Origin of the sequence: Paracoccus sediminilitoris (assembly GCF_003259195.1) — a bacterium.
GTDB classification, from domain to species: domain Bacteria; phylum Pseudomonadota; class Alphaproteobacteria; order Rhodobacterales; family Rhodobacteraceae; genus Paracoccus; species Paracoccus sediminilitoris.
Genome location: NZ_QJPK01000043.1, coordinates 1 through 13651 on the forward strand (window position 1 = coordinate 1; position 13651 = coordinate 13651).

General features: G+C 50.6%; 18 protein-coding genes. 3 read left to right on the top strand and 15 right to left on the bottom strand.

Annotated features, from left to right (window positions below):
• Positions 1-231 (top strand): hypothetical protein (locus tag DKT70_RS18500; RefSeq protein WP_233490641.1); only part of this gene is annotated, 231 nt, incomplete at its 5' end.
• A gap of 99 nt (positions 232-330) precedes the next feature.
• Here DKT70_RS18500 and DKT70_RS17880 read toward each other — a convergent pair.
• From DKT70_RS17880 to DKT70_RS16865, 9 genes are all read right to left on the bottom strand, one after another.
• Positions 331-2151 carry a hypothetical protein gene (locus DKT70_RS17880; protein WP_233490642.1) on the bottom strand — a complete coding sequence of 607 codons (1821 nt, stop codon included), beginning with the start codon at positions 2149-2151 and terminating at the stop codon, positions 331-333.
• An 82-nt stretch (positions 2152-2233) separates the two neighbouring features.
• Complete coding sequence (locus DKT70_RS17885) at positions 2234-2731, bottom strand: ABC-three component system middle component 5 (RefSeq protein ID WP_146612675.1); 498 nt, start codon at positions 2729-2731, stop codon at positions 2234-2236.
• Complete coding sequence (locus DKT70_RS17890) at positions 2732-3382, bottom strand: ABC-three component system protein (RefSeq protein ID WP_146612676.1); 651 nt, start codon at positions 3380-3382, stop codon at positions 2732-2734.
• Between the two features lie 2 nt (positions 3383-3384).
• A complete protein-coding gene (locus tag DKT70_RS17895; protein WP_146612677.1) occupies positions 3385-3588 on the bottom strand; it encodes a hypothetical protein in 204 nt (67 codons plus the stop codon).
• 255 nt (positions 3589-3843) lie between these two features.
• Positions 3844-4839, bottom strand: a complete 996-nt coding sequence (locus DKT70_RS17900) for a hypothetical protein (protein WP_146612678.1) — start codon at positions 4837-4839, stop codon at positions 3844-3846.
• A gap of 89 nt (positions 4840-4928) precedes the next feature.
• On the bottom strand, positions 4929-5345 hold the full coding sequence (locus tag DKT70_RS16850; protein ID WP_146612679.1) for a helix-turn-helix domain-containing protein: 417 nt from the start codon (positions 5343-5345) through the stop codon (positions 4929-4931).
• Between the two features lie 42 nt (positions 5346-5387).
• Positions 5388-5975 (bottom strand): helix-turn-helix domain-containing protein, encoded by a 588-nt coding sequence (locus DKT70_RS16855; RefSeq protein WP_199559638.1) that lies wholly within the window; start codon positions 5973-5975, stop codon positions 5388-5390.
• A 418-nt stretch (positions 5976-6393) separates the two neighbouring features.
• Positions 6394-7047, bottom strand: coding sequence for a hypothetical protein (locus DKT70_RS16860; protein ID WP_146612680.1), 654 nt, complete (start codon positions 7045-7047; stop codon positions 6394-6396).
• The gene (locus DKT70_RS16865) at positions 7031-7693 is read right to left on the bottom strand and encodes a hypothetical protein (protein ID WP_111560233.1); all 663 of its coding nucleotides are present in this window, start codon (positions 7691-7693) and stop codon (positions 7031-7033) included. The genes DKT70_RS16860 and DKT70_RS16865 overlap by 17 nt, the downstream gene beginning before the upstream one ends.
• Positions 7694-7899: 206 nt before the next feature.
• Here DKT70_RS16865 and DKT70_RS16870 point away from each other — a divergent pair, with 206 nt between their 5' ends.
• On the top strand, positions 7900-8187 hold the full coding sequence (locus DKT70_RS16870; protein WP_111560234.1) for a type II toxin-antitoxin system RelB/DinJ family antitoxin: 288 nt from the start codon (positions 7900-7902) through the stop codon (positions 8185-8187).
• Positions 8188-8226: 39 nt separating this feature from the next.
• On the opposite strand, the gene DKT70_RS16875 is transcribed toward DKT70_RS16870, so the two are convergent.
• From DKT70_RS16875 to mobV, 6 genes are all read right to left on the bottom strand, one after another.
• Positions 8227-8514 carry a hypothetical protein gene (locus DKT70_RS16875; protein ID WP_146612681.1) on the bottom strand — a complete coding sequence of 96 codons (288 nt, stop codon included), beginning with the start codon at positions 8512-8514 and terminating at the stop codon, positions 8227-8229.
• Positions 8515-9038: 524 nt separating this feature from the next.
• The gene (locus DKT70_RS16880; protein ID WP_111560236.1) at positions 9039-9341 is read right to left on the bottom strand and encodes a CcdB family protein; all 303 of its coding nucleotides are present in this window, start codon (positions 9339-9341) and stop codon (positions 9039-9041) included.
• Positions 9341-9541, bottom strand: coding sequence for a type II toxin-antitoxin system CcdA family antitoxin (locus DKT70_RS16885; protein WP_233490644.1), 201 nt, complete (start codon positions 9539-9541; stop codon positions 9341-9343). Before DKT70_RS16885 ends, DKT70_RS16880 begins: the two co-directional genes overlap by 1 nt.
• Positions 9542-9635: 94 nt before the next feature.
• Positions 9636-10019, bottom strand: coding sequence for a helix-turn-helix domain-containing protein (locus tag DKT70_RS16890; protein WP_111560238.1), 384 nt, complete (start codon positions 10017-10019; stop codon positions 9636-9638).
• Between the two features lie 22 nt (positions 10020-10041).
• Positions 10042-11061, bottom strand: coding sequence for a replication initiation protein (locus DKT70_RS16895; RefSeq protein ID WP_111560239.1), 1020 nt, complete (start codon positions 11059-11061; stop codon positions 10042-10044).
• A gap of 274 nt (positions 11062-11335) precedes the next feature.
• On the bottom strand, positions 11336-12625 hold the full coding sequence (gene mobV, locus DKT70_RS16900; RefSeq protein WP_146612682.1) for a MobV family relaxase: 1290 nt from the start codon (positions 12623-12625) through the stop codon (positions 11336-11338).
• Between the two features lie 251 nt (positions 12626-12876).
• On the opposite strand from mobV, the gene DKT70_RS17905 reads away from it, so the two are divergent.
• On the top strand, positions 12877-13651 hold a 775-nt coding region (locus DKT70_RS17905), incomplete at its 3' end, for a hypothetical protein (RefSeq protein WP_146612683.1).

Below are 13651 nucleotides of genomic sequence, written 5' to 3' on the forward strand. Positions count from 1 at the left end.
AAAGATAATCAGGTAGTTGTTTTGGGAATGCGGAGAGACTTTGAAGAAAGAGCTCAGGTAATTTTCTCAAATTCATTGATTAATTTCGCTACGCCAAGCACAGAGATATATGAATTTTTAAAATTAGCCGTACAGGAAGTTAAAGATAGGCACTCGAAAGAGATTGATAGACCAATTTCCCTAAGAGTGCTTAATGGTGAAAAGCTGTTGCGAGTTAGGATTGATCTTTAAGGAGAGGGACTGAGAAATTTACTTTATAAGAGCTATTTCTGGGGCTAACTACCGACTGCATATTGTGCAATCGGTAGTACAAGATTTGTGTATAAACTATTAGTTTTGTATATTAAGCGATTTGTTACTCTCTGTGTACCTGGGACCAACCGTAATACTGTCTTGATCCAGCGACGATTCAGGCATGGATGTGGTAAAGATTATTTGGTGTTCTACGTCAGTACTCTTGCTCAGTTGCAAAATTATTTTTTGAAAATTCTTACTTCTTTCTTCGGTCATTCCTTTGTCTTCAATATTATCAAGAAGCAAGAATTTTGGATATTTCATTCTTGCATCAACACAGGATGCAAAAAGGAGCGCTAGGTGGAATGCGTTCTTTATAACAGTGAGGGAGCTTGCTGAATAACCGCGCTTTTCGTTTACAACAATAGAGTTGTCTCCGAAATGAAATCTGACACCTTCTCCAGAGACGTCTTCTATATCGCTTGGAAGATCGGACGATATTATTTCAGCGGTTATTTTAGAAATTAAAGAATATACGGAAGATTGCCGCTGTTCTTTTTTTGAAATCCAGTCGGAAATATTATTTTTAAGATTCGACAATTGTTCGTTTAGAAGCTTCTTTTGTTCTGATAGCTGGGTAACCTCATCAGCAAGCCTTCGTTCACGATCTAAGTCGATCAATTCACGGTCTAGATAACCAAGCGAGCGGGTTAAGGATTCGATTTTTGAATCAGCTTCCGTCAGGTAGTGTCTGGATTGATCAAGCAACGCATCAGAGAGAAGGTCTCTTATGCGATGCATCCCATCTAAATTTTCTTTTAAATCACTAAGTTCTTTGGCTCTAATTCTTTGTAATGTTCTTGATTCCTTAAGTTGCATTTCAAGCTCATTTCGAAGCCGGGCATATCGAGAGGCTTCGTGGTCCTCTTTAATTTCTTCTTTGCAGAGATGGCAATGGCCGACTATTGAAGGAGTTTGAGTAGGTAAAAAACAACTTGGACAAAAAGAAAATACTAAAGGTCCAAGTGCATCCCCAGTAGCCTGCGACTGAGAGATTTGGACGATGCTTTTTTCTAAGTCTTCAACTAGTAAAGAGGAGTCTTCAATCAAAAGAACGAGCCTGTCATGATCGAGTTGCACTCCTACAATATCACGACTCACTTTATCCAGGTCATTTCTTAGAGAACTCAGTACATCAGAATTTTGAGAGTAGCTTTGTCCTGTTTTGTATCGCTCGCTACGGAGTTTTTCGATGTCATCGACAGTTCGTTGTCTCTTCTCTTCGGTAGAAGAAACCTTACTAAGCAAATCTGAGAAGTCCAAATTTTCATCTACTCGTTGTAAGACACGAGTAAGGCCTGCAAATTGGCTAGCAACCTCGGTGTACTCTTTATCGAGTTGTCGCGCACGAATTTGACTAGGATAGATCCTGTCATCAAGTACGCCGCATAAAAGATCGCCTACGGCTTGGCGTCTGTTGGGCGAATCGCGCTCTTCCATTCTAAAAATAGCATTAACGGGCGTCATTTGATCCACATACATTAGGCGGAGCAACTGATGCATAGTTATGTTTGATTCATCGGAAGGAACATCAGGTAAATTTAATGCTCGGAAAAGAACTTGGCTAAACCCATCTTTGTCCCCATATCGGGAGTAAGAATATTTACTCCACCCTTGCGGCCCACTTTTGCTAGATTCTTCTAGGGTTCCAAAGTAGATCCACATGGCAACCTGCTTTGCATCTTTAGAGATATCTCGCCGGAGTGTTAAAGTTGATCCATTAAGAGACACTTCTGCAAGGGTTTGGTCACAGATCCCAGCTTCAATCTTCCACGTTGTCAGATCTCCTCCTAGCGCAAAGAAAATCAGCTCCGCAATTGTTGACTTTCCGCGACTATTGCCTTGGCTTCTGATCATATTAACGCCCGTATGGAACGACTGATCGTAGGCAACTTTTCCGGATTTGGTGACCAGAAGACGAATTAAACGCAATGATGGATCACGCCGGATCATAACGAAACTCCATTAGCTTAGAACGTTCTTTAAGTCCGCGTTTCCCAAAAATTGGGATTGTTGCAATAGAGTTTCCAAGGTAACTTGCAAGTTCTATATCTTTTGCTGTGGCACTCTTAATTATTTCAAGCGGCACCGATTTTTCTGTTCTTTGTACGACGGCGACTTTTAAAGCTTCAGATGATATAAATCCATGGCCCTCAAGGCCTGCAACAACTAACATGTGCAGTCCTTTTGTCTGCTCAAGAAATAATTTAGGTGATGGTAAAGTGTTAAATTTAGAACGATCACCAGCAAGTTTCCGTCCTTTTGATCCTGCACCCCGCGGGAAGTCTAAATGGTGAAGCAAGTAAGGAAACATAAAATATAAGTCGACGATACGAAGCGTATCGGCGGGCATGGATTTTGTTGGTGTATTTTCAAGAAGCAGAACTGCCCGAAAAAATCCGTGATAAATATCGAATGCCGGGTGGTAAACTAGCATTTAATCCCACCTTATATGGCAATTGCCAGTCAAGAAATATACCATGCCTCGAACATAGTCCATTGCTACACTGTCAAACTGAGGGCATTCATCCAATTCGTTTGATATTGGAACTGTGACTATTTCGGAGAACAGCCTATCAATTTCCCCATTGCTGATGCCATCCTTTATTCTTGGCCGGATCTGGGATTCAAATCTTTCATGTATTTTTGACATAAGAGTAGCAACAATTAGTTGGTATGCCGGCGAAAAAATATTTGACTTCAAGTCTGAATATACATTTTCTTTTAACGCCATGCCAATAGTTATTTGATGATCTCTTCCAGCAAGCTTTAGTTTTTCTTCAAGCCCGATAACGTCTTCGTTTTCAACGCGACGAGTGTAAATCTCCAGCTGCATTATGTAGGTAGTAAGCACCTTGCTCTCAGCAGCCTCATTTTCTAGGCGAAGATACAATTTTCTAAACGGATTGGGAGCCTGAGGTATGCTTGGATAAGCAAAAATTACGTTTCCATTGTGAATAGTCTGGTTGACGTCACGACCAGCCAAGTTTCCTTCTACGCGGTTGTCATTCTGCGTAGCAGAAACGGAATTATTTATAGGCAGTGCTATTTCTGTTGTTCGCTTTGGCTCATCAGAATCATTGGCCATAGTTACTGATCCCGTGTCACATTGACATCGCGACCACTTAAATTGCCACCTACGGTGTTGTTGTATTGGTTGACAGATCCCTGCCTATCATTGGAGCTATTAACGACAGAGTTATTCTTTTTGCTGGCGTCTATTCTAATTTTTATAACTATGCCGGCGCCCAAACCGGCAAGGAACGTCACGAGATAAGAGAGCAAATCAAACATTTTATTTCCTTATATTCTAATTTTATTGTAAATTTTTCGAGTATGGCTGCTGGCTTCTCGGTGTCTTTACGACGTTCACAAGGTCATTTCTGGTCACACTACACCCTAAGAGAACGCAACATGACAACCCTGCGCTGATCTCTACCCCTCCCTTCGCTCCGGCGCATAACACCCATTACGGAGAACAGGGCAGGCTCAGGGTTGAGTGGGGGAGCGGAGCGGACGGCTACAAGGCAAGCTGCTAAATAATTAGGGCTACATGAATGGGAAGCTATCAAAAAATTTTCTAATTGCCTCTATTATTGTTGCTATATTTTTCGCATTCCCTGCGCCACGCTCTACAAGCCTCTCTATTTCAGTTGTCTTGTTCTTCACCTCTAAAAGAGCCGTTCGTGCTACAGGTTCGCTCTGAGTTTCAGCAGCTTTACTCAAAGATTTTTGAATTTCTTTAATATCGAAATCGCTTGTACCTACCTCACGGGCTAACTGTAGAAATAAAAGACCCAGTTCCTCAATTATTCTAGGCTCAACTAGCTGCGAGCTTGAGTCTGAATATAGCATGCAGTCACAGGTTTTTTTGCCGCAAACGGGACATCCGTTGAGGTAAAAAGATATGAATTGTTCATCAATTGCTTCATTCGGAAATGAAATTCTCCAAGCAGATAGAACCCATGCTAGTAGGTCGGAAAATTCCTCTGATACAGCATTTAAATTTTTTCTCTGGCTAAAAAACCTAGTTGCTGCTTCATGAACCTCGGCTAATTCCTCTTGCATTTTTGATGTGTGCATCCAAGGTCCGCTGAAGCGCCAAATGTATGCATTCCCTGGATATATAGCAGCTAGACGTTTGGCATGTTCAGCTAAGGTAATGCTTCCTTGCAGTTTGATTACTGAGGCTTGATATGTAAGTTCTTGAGGAATATTGTAAGCTTTTATGTCTATGTAAGGTTTTTTATTTGTCTCAAGGCATTTGCAAGGGATCGTCACACAATATGGGCATATGCCAGGGTGACGCTCAATAAGAGCATTTTCAATATCAATATTCAGCTTGTTGGCTAGTGCAAATATCCAAGATGTTGTTCTGACAAATTCATCGATACTTGGTCGTCTTTGGTTGAGTGATTTTCCCAAATAACCTATATGGCGCGCGGTATAACTAAATATATATGAAAAATCTCGGTCTGTATTTGGGTACATATTTGAAACAAAAAGTTGAATATCCTTTATGTCTTTTATATTTTTTGCTTCCATTTCGTAAATCCTTCTGATTAAATTAATATGATCTGGATTTGCTTAATCGCTGTATTGCGGTCGAACCGTAGCGACATTTGTCGGCCGTGCTACTTATTTTTCCAAGGCCACCAGCTTCGACTTGTATGGTTTGATGGTTTTAATGGCAAAGACTTCAAGCCCTGAACAATATTGTATAGCCTATCGCGCTCTGCTTCAGTCGCGGCCAGCTTTCCGCGTAACTCTGCTGCTTCAACTTCTGCTAATCGTCGCGCATCACGCTCCGCTTTCAACTCTTCTACTTCGCTCGCGCGGGCGGTGTGGGCAGATGGCGGATCAGGAACAATAAATGGAGAGATTTGTTCACTGGGCGCGCACTGGGCAGATGCCCACATTTCAACGGCTTGAGCGGTGATTTTCCAGTGATTTCGATTATCGCGAAAAGCTTGTAAATCCTGAGCATCTATCGCGCGCATTACTGTGCGGCGACTGGTGTTAGTAGCCTGCGCAACCTGGGCGGGCGACATGGGCGAAGAGGTGTGGAGATGTGTGGGCGCGCGCACTGGGCATCAATCCTTGCGCCCAGTGGCAGGCAAGTCCGGCTCTAGACCATCGAAGTACGGTTGAGAAACTGGTGGCAGACCCGTGCCAGAGGGCAGTTGTGCCTCGCCATCGAACAATGCGGGCAAGCGATGAAGTGACGGCAGACTGTGCAGCTGGTCTTTGTCAGGCTGCTCCTCTGCGTCCGCAATCACGGTTGCGGAGAAGATAGACAGGCGCAGATTATCTCGACGGTCGGCCCAAGCGACACGATCATTGATCACATAGGCATTTACGGTTCCATTGGGGCCAATTTGCCGAATATCTATCCAGTTGCCATCACGCAAAACAGTAAGTGCCCGTTGAACAGTTCGCCTCGATGCCTTTGCAAGTTTGGCAAGGGTATCTTGAGAGACGACGACTGCGTTGTGATCCTCTATTCTGGCGGTCAGAATATGCATGATCTTAGCAGCCTGTGGCGACTGGTCGATTAAAGCTGCCCAAGCTTCATGCGCGGCCCTTTCGGTCTGCACCCAAGTGCCACGCGAGGGTTGGGGGGCTGGCATCATCTTCATGGTCGCTCCGTCTTTAATCCCGCCAATCTTGTCACGATTCACGCCAAGCCTGTCAACTATTGCGTCGCTCTTGGCGCAAGGGTGCGCCACATATGTGGTGCACGAATGTGGCATAGCGCGCGCCATCTAAATGACGCAGGGGTGCGTCATAGCTGGTGACGCACCCCCCCTAATTTTAGCATTATAAAACAGGCTATTATTTTTTCCCCTTCTAATGATCTACAGGTGAGAACCGGGACGGGCCGTGTCGGGCGAAGCAGCCCTCCAGGTAGCAAGCGCCGACCGGCGCGGACTGGCCCGGTTTTTACCTGTCAGCGAGGTTTCGTTTTTCGCCTGGTTCACGATGCTCGGAACAGGTTGGCTCAGAGCCACGCGGGTATGGGGATGATCAGGCAAGAAGGGGAAAGGGTTATCCACAGAACGGCCTGAAACGACCCCTACGGCACGTAGTCCCGACGGCTCAGTGCCCCCAGTCATCGCCATGATCGCGACTACGGCTCTTCTCCTCGGCCACTGGCTTAGGCGTTTCCTCGACCACAGCCGTTTTGCGTTCGTGGACAGGTTGGACATGCTGGGGAAGATCGAGGCCCAGGTGGCGGTTGTAGCGCTCCACCAGTTCCGATGAGTTCTGGGGCCACATCTGGTCGGTGGCGTAGTGCTTCGAGCGGTCGGCAATGGTCAGGTTGCAGATGAAGGCTTCGGCATAGGCGCAGAACCGGGCGCATTTCGCTACCACCGCGGCCAGGTGCAGCCGATCGGCCAGGGCCGGGAACCACTGCCGGCCGTTCTCGTGCCCGTTCGACTTGGCCAGGTCCTCCGGTCCCATGCCGTAGTCATAAGCCGCATCCACGACTCGGTGGGCGCCGCTGCGCAGGGCATCGATCAGGGGCCAGCGGCTGGCGCCCTTCCGGGTGGCCTGCTCTGCGTCGATCCGGTCGATGGCGCCCTTGGGCGGCGTATAGCCATAGGGGTCCTGCTTGTGGCGGCTGATCTCGCCCCTGAGCAGCAGGTAGTCCCGCAGCGCGTCTGCATCATCCCAGGACACCTCCGCGGCCTGTAACACCCCCAGGAGGCTCTCAGCGGGCCGCTGGACGGCCTCACGAGCCTTGTCCATGAACCATGCCATAGGTTTCCGGGGAGAGGTGTTTACGGGCCGTCAGCTCGCGTCTGAGGCCCCGTTCGATCTTTGCGTCGAGATTGGTGGCGCACCAAGCCGCCCAGGAGGTCTGCAGGGCGGAGTATTCGTTGTGCTCCCCCATGGCCCCCTTCAGCTCGGTCAGAGGCTTCTGGGTGGAGATGACGGGCTTGCCGCGACTGTCGCGCACCGGGGCGATCATCAGATCCACCACCGCACCGCCCTTCTCGTCCAGATCGAGCCGCACCCCGAAGACCGCGCCCTTGCCCGCCCAGCTTTCCGCCCAGGCCTTCGCCTGGTCGAAGAGCGCCACGTTGCGGGGATTGGCGCGGTCATGGAGGTCGCCTGCCTGCTGCACCCATTCCGGGGAGACGACGCAAAGGGCCTGCATGGCGATGGGGGCATTCTTGCGTTCGCCCGCCCTCAGCTCGACCTTGTGCGCTTTGAAGGCCGCCACATAGTCCCGATCCTCCTCGGCTTTGGACCAGGCGAGGGCATCACCGGCCACGGCACCCTCCCGAACACGAGCGCGCCCAACCTCGTCGGCCCGCTCGGCATGGTGGGTCAGACCGCGCAGCTGGGCGATGGTCTTGATCTTGTTGACGCGGATGGCAGCCTTGAACATGGCCCTAGGATAGAGGCGAAGGGCAGAATTGTCATTTGAAATGACAACCCACTAGGCAATCCACTCCGGCTGCGCCTTCATGCCGCTCCGCTGATTGCCATGGGCCGGAGGCGCTGCGCCCTCCTGGACCTCCAACCCAAAGTATTTCTTGACGTCGTATCTCATATGAGATACAAACTGCTTTTGCACCTATAGGAGAGATCTTGATGGCTACGACTACTCAAATGCTCCATGTGCGCTTAGACCCAGAACTGAAGCATAACGCTGAGCGCGCATTGGAAAGTGTCGGCATATCGCTATCCGAAGCGGTGCGTGTATTCCTACACCGAGTCGTTCGCGACAATGGCATGCCTGTTGGGATTGGTTCTGATCCTGAGGCATATGATCGGTGGATCGAGGATCGTATTGAGAAAGCTCTTTCCGAAACACGCCCTATGGTTTCTCAAGCAGATGCCAACGACAGGATTCAAGCCGTTTTGAACCGAAAACGCTGATCGTAGCGTGGGGACCGGGCTTCCGGCCCCCACGCATTTTTACGCTCTGAAGGTCGCCTTCCAATTTGAAGTAGCATGGAAAGCACCGAGAATCTCAATTCTCGTATCATGTTCTTTATAAAGAACAATTTCTCCGTCATCACTGAACTTGCGAATTCCACGTTGCTTGTCATGATACTCGTGACGTCGCACTGCTTCCGGGAGCCTCTGAATGATACTCTGAACCTTGGCGTCCGTAGTCTCAGCCGCCTTGGCCGACTTCTTACCCAAGCGTTCCTCGTAATCCTCAAGGCTAAACTGGTTCCAAAAAACTTCTTTGTATTTCATGCACATACCTCTCTGTTGGGTGCGTTTTTTTAAAAAAACACTTGACCCGTTTTGCCAGGTGGCGTATGCATATTTTGGAACAAGCATAGCTACCATACGAATCAGTGTGGGCAAATGAGCCCGTTTGTGATTATACGTGTAATCACAAACGGTTCAATGGCTTTGTTCCGTCATCACGAAAATTTGATAACGCGCGTGAATCCTGCTTGGAGTTCCGCCTTCTCCGTATGCTTAGCCAAAGGCTTCAGAAGCGTTCTGGCTAGGTTCTTGGGGCAAAACTCGTTCTCCTATCTCTCCCTCCGGGATTGCCTCATGCGTCTCTCTTGGCGGGCGGTTCGTGCCGTCTGGCACCCTGTCGCGGGAGGATGGGGCTGCGCCATGGGACCACCATGCGCTCTGCCTTTTCGCTGTCAACGCCCCACAACCCCTGGCTGATCCCCGCCCCCCTAGTCCTTCCGGCGCATAACACCCATTACGGGGAAATGGGCAGGCCGGAGGTTGAGTGAGGGGAGTGTCAGCCGCTGTCAGAAGCCTACCAGGACCATGTCCAAAGCCGCCATGATCTCGCTGTCACGATCATCAAGAGTGGTGACGGGATTGCGCAGAAGGGCCCGCGGGATCGCCGCCATGAACTGGGTGACCATGACATGCGGCTCGATTCCAATGTCGAAGACGGGATTGAGCCGCTTCGCCGGGATCGGAGCATCCGCGACACGCAGGAGCGGCACCACGATCCGGGTGTTCAATCCGCTCAGCACATCGGCCTGCACATCCAAGACATAACCTGCCGCCCCACCGGGGCGGGCGTAGACGTCGAAACGGGCCATCAGAACTGGCGGTATTGATCGAGGGGCAGACCCTGCGCGTCGATCCAGGCGTTCGAGCTGGTCAGAGCGGCGGCGTTCTCGCGCTGCCAAGCCTCGGCTTTAGCAGCGGCTACGGCACGGCGCAGACCCGCCTCGGCGGCCTTGGACAGGTTGACACCAAAGGACCGGGCCTCGGTCAGCAGCGCCGGGTCCAAGGTCAAGTTAGTGGGCTTTCGGAGGGAAGTCTGGGCTTGCATAATCCACCTCGATTCATGCGCATAATATATGCGCATTGGGATGTAGGCAAGCTTAGGTTTAGAACGGCCACCATCGCCGGGGGCGACGTCTCGCTAGGCTTTGTGCCTGCTCTTTCCAGCTATCGCGATCATGCTCTAGATCCGAAATCCGCTGATCTTTGCTCTTAAGTTCGGCCTCTAAGACTGCAATTCTGATCAGATTTTCCTCAGCGCGAGGCGGCAAGGAGCTGTCAACGCTGACAGTGGCAATGTCAGATCTTTCTGACATCCATTTTGACAGTTCCTCAACAGGTATCTGCCAGCGATTACGGTTGTCTCTGAACGCCGAAAGACTACTGTCTTTGATGGCATTCATGATGGTTCCGCGTGAAACGCCTGCGCGCTCTGCTGCCTGTTGTGGTGTCAGCCTTGTCAGTGTCATGACAGTGACAATATCAGACATTTTTTTGATGGGAATGACACTTTTACAGTTTTCCCACCTGCTTGCAGAAGTCGGAAAACAGCTTCTCAATGTTGCTTGCGTCACAAGAGATGCCGCGCTCGTTCAGGAAGCGCCGGAAGTCGGTCGCAATCTTGGCGTTATCTGCATTGCAGCCAGCTTTGCGCTTCAGATCGATCCAGTAGGGCGAATAAGCAATGCTGCCAGTTTTGGGAAATGCAGTGATCGATATCGCTGCCTTTCCTTCCCGCCTTGCTTTCCGGCCTATCTTGGAGCTGTCTAGCTCGCGCTTGGCGTCTTGTTTGCCTTTCTGGGGCTTTTCTGTCCAAGAAATCGTGATGTTGGTGACAGTGCGCCCGACCTTTTTTGGCGTAGCTGTTAAGATCATTCTGGATGTCTGATTGATTTCAGAAATGGCTGGTTGGATTACGTCTCGGTTCAGGTTGGCAAACCGTTGAATTTTTTCTTCTGGCACCCCCATCACAGCCCGCAGCTCAGCGACGGTGAAGGTTTTGCTCGTAACGTGATTGAGGTTCACGAGGCTGGCGACATGTTGGAACAGCAGAATCGAGTATTTCGAAGACAGAGCGAACACTGTTTGTCGGTCTAGGATAGCCCAGTGGCAGGACTTTTCGGCCATCTCACGAAAGGCTCTGCCAAACCACCAGGCGACCAGGAGGTCGTCGCTGACCTCACGGCGGTAATCCAGCGTCGCCTGATCCAGAAACCCGCCGATGATCTCGCATTGAGCTTCAGTGTCATCAAAGACAATCACCGCTCCCCGCAGTTCGACGAAGAGCTTCCGCATCGTGGCGCGGGTATGGTTTCGCATACCATCGATCTTCTTGATATCTGCCAGCCGCAGTTCGTGGCGCACATCATCGGCCATGCGTCCCCCCGCCGTGCCGATCAGCAGGTGCATCAGCTTGAGAGCTTCGGCACCTGGTGGATTCTCGATGTAGACCCCGCGCGCTACCTCGGCGGGCAGCACAGTCTTGGTCTCATCATGGGCGCGGTCTGCCGCGATTTGCAGGGTCTTAATCATGGTAGATTTTTAGGTGCGTTAAAATCTACCTGTCAACCTGTGATTCAGTCCCCATATCCTACTTATCAGTCCCCATATCCTACTTATCGGTCCCCATATCCTACTTATAAACTCATAACTAAATGAATTTATTCATTAATAATGACCATGAACTAAGAAGAACTTAGAACAAGAAGGGCTTCGCCCATTTTGCTTCTCATTTTCTGACTGAAAAGGCCGCTTTACCACCTCATCCGGCTCCCCTGACAACCCCGTCGCGATGCTGAGAACAGGCTCAGTGCCCGTCATCCCAGGCATCATCCTTCGGCTTGATCCGATGCTCTGCCACGGGTTCATCCCGGACCTGCTCTTGGATGGTCGGTTTCTTCTTTGGCGCATGCGCAGAAGCCTCGACCGCCGCCTTGGCCTGCGGCGTCACCCTGGTCCTGGTCGCGGTCTTCGCCTTGACCACTTGCTTCGCCGCCGGGGCATCGAAAGCGTCCAGCGCTTCCTTGGCCGCCGTCTGCAAGCGGGTCACCAGTGCTTTTTCGTCCAAACCCTTCTCCTTTGCGAAGGCCCGACCACCCGCGACCATGCCGTCCTGGACGGCGCGCAGGCGGCGGTTCTCCTTGGCGATCAGCTCGGCCCTGGTCTCGGTGGCCTTCAGCTCGCGTTGCAGCTTGCGGTTCTGGTACTGAAGGTTGCTGACCTCTTCCCGCATCTTCGGGGTACCGGTGACCTGCTGCTTGAGAGTGAACAGCTCGACGGCGTGAGCGCGGTTCTCGCGATGCCGGGCCGCCTGGACGCCCCTGAGAGCGTCTGAGACGTCCTGTGAGGCCCGTTCCCGCCATTCCGCCTCCGTCTCTCCGCCGATGCCCAGAATGGCGCCTCTGCGCCGCTCAGGGAGGCTCACGGCGGCATCGGGGTCGGTGAGATGGGCATAGGCCCTCTGGACGCGCTCATGGCGTGCCGGAGAGCCCTGCAACCCGCGTTCCAGACCGTGGGTCTTTCCGACCCGTTCCGCGAAGTCGGTCTGCATGGCAGAGAGCTGTTGCCGGCTGCCGACGATGGCGCGGGCGTTCAGCTTGCCGCGTTCGTCCAGGGGAATGGTCATCACCGTCATGTGGGGCGTGCTCTCATCACGGTGGATCACCGCGGAGAGGACGTTTTCCGCCCCGTGGCGGGCCTTGAGCCAATCCAGGGCATCGGTGAAGTAGGCGTCCTGCTCCTCCCGGCTCATGGTCTTCAGGGCTTCGGGAGAACCGCCGACGAAATACTCCAGCCCATGGACAGCATTGCTGCGGATTTTCTCGGGGGCGCGGTCCTTCCAGGCATCGAGGACGGCGCGGCTGGTATCACCCCCGACCAGGATGGTGTTGTCGGGGGTGCGCCGGGTATCGGCATTGGGCGTGTCGCGTTCCCGGAAGGTGTGCTGGAGGCTTGCCCCCATGTTGCCCATGGTCTTGATCTTGGCACAGCGGAGGATGGCGAAGCTGCGCGGGGTGGTGAGATGGAGCATCCTGCCGCCGATGCTGCGGTCCGCTCGGATGCGCCAGGCATCATCGTCATCGTTGCGCGCACCCATGAACCGATCTCCGAAGGAAGATTTATGTGTACTCACTAGACAATTTGGCACAAGGCCAAATTGATCGCTCGCTCCCTCAGTGAGGGGATAGGACACATAAATCTTCCTTCAGCGGCTCATGTTGGGCCTAACAGCACTGCAACAGCGCAGTGTCGATCTTAGCCACAAGCAGGTTGACCATAGAATTTCATCGGCTTTGATTTTATCAAGAGCAAAGTTAGCTAGAGCAATAACCACGTAAGGAGTTAATTGTGACATTAATTATAGCCGGTTATGAACATCTCACTGATGATAATATATTTGGCGAGCTTCAGCCAAGTGCAACGCCCAGAAATATGGAAGTACGTGGTATATTTGTGGCCGCAGACAGTGCTATTACCTCAGGCGCTGAAAAAAGAACACTGCTTAATGGCTTCAGAAAAGTTTATGAAGTAGAAGCTGTGCTGTGGAAGCCTGACTTCACCCCTGGGAATAATTTTTTAGGTTACAGAAATATTTTTAGCAGGCAAAAGGGATTTATCGCTTTTGCCGGCAGCACTTTGACGGCTCAGCACATACTTAATGTAATTAATGTTCATATGGAAAATCTAAGAATTACTTGCGTCTGGGATCCAGAAAGAGAACGCCATATTTATATGGCAGCAAGAGATTGCCAAAGAAATATTCTGCGTGATGAACAAAACGCAATTTGGGGAGAGGATACTTTTACCGACAATGACTTTATAGGAATTCTGAGCGGTGATGTTGTATCCAATTGCATAGAGCACTCTATTAACGTCGCTCTTAAATCTGCGGCTCAATATAAACTAAGCATGGAGGGATTCCGTGAAATGCACACAGAGCTTATTTCAGGGTTCTGGTGTCCAGTGCACAACCGATATGAGCTCTATGTTTACAGAATGCTTTCCAAACGGGATGAAAACGACGCGCTGGTACCATACACTAAAAAAGAACTTGTAAAAGATAATCAGGTAGTTGTTTTGGGAATGCGGAGAGACTTTGAAGAAAGAGCTCAGGTAATTTTCT

What these genes read in the sequence shown, in the direction of transcription:
- DKT70_RS16865 (WP_111560233.1), bottom strand. Translation starts at nt 7,693, where the DNA reads ATGTTCAAGGCTGCCATCCGCGTCAACAAGATCAAGACCATCGCCCAG.
- DKT70_RS16890 (WP_111560238.1), bottom strand. Translation starts at nt 10,019, where the DNA reads ATGTCTGATATTGTCACTGTCATGACACTGACAAGGCTGACACCACAA.
- DKT70_RS16895 (WP_111560239.1), bottom strand. Translation starts at nt 11,061, where the DNA reads ATGATTAAGACCCTGCAAATCGCGGCAGACCGCGCCCATGATGAGACC.
- DKT70_RS17880 (WP_233490642.1), bottom strand. Translation starts at nt 2,151, where the DNA reads ATGATCAGAAGCCAAGGCAATAGTCGCGGAAAGTCAACAATTGCGGAG.
- DKT70_RS17900 (WP_146612678.1), bottom strand. Translation starts at nt 4,839, where the DNA reads ATGGAAGCAAAAAATATAAAAGACATAAAGGATATTCAACTTTTTGTT.
- mobV (WP_146612682.1), bottom strand. Translation starts at nt 12,625, where the DNA reads ATGGGTGCGCGCAACGATGACGATGATGCCTGGCGCATCCGAGCGGAC.
- DKT70_RS17895 (WP_146612677.1), bottom strand. Translation starts at nt 3,588, where the DNA reads ATGTTTGATTTGCTCTCTTATCTCGTGACGTTCCTTGCCGGTTTGGGC.
- DKT70_RS16860 (WP_146612680.1), bottom strand. Translation starts at nt 7,047, where the DNA reads ATGGACAAGGCTCGTGAGGCCGTCCAGCGGCCCGCTGAGAGCCTCCTG.
- DKT70_RS16880 (WP_111560236.1), bottom strand. Translation starts at nt 9,341, where the DNA reads ATGGCCCGTTTCGACGTCTACGCCCGCCCCGGTGGGGCGGCAGGTTAT.
- DKT70_RS17890 (WP_146612676.1), bottom strand. Translation starts at nt 3,382, where the DNA reads ATGGCCAATGATTCTGATGAGCCAAAGCGAACAACAGAAATAGCACTG.
- DKT70_RS16870 (WP_111560234.1), top strand. Translation starts at nt 7,900, where the DNA reads ATGGCTACGACTACTCAAATGCTCCATGTGCGCTTAGACCCAGAACTG.
- DKT70_RS17885 (WP_146612675.1), bottom strand. Translation starts at nt 2,731, where the DNA reads ATGCTAGTTTACCACCCGGCATTCGATATTTATCACGGATTTTTTCGG.
- DKT70_RS16875 (WP_146612681.1), bottom strand. Translation starts at nt 8,514, where the DNA reads ATGAAATACAAAGAAGTTTTTTGGAACCAGTTTAGCCTTGAGGATTAC.
- DKT70_RS16850 (WP_146612679.1), bottom strand. Translation starts at nt 5,345, where the DNA reads ATGTCGCCCGCCCAGGTTGCGCAGGCTACTAACACCAGTCGCCGCACA.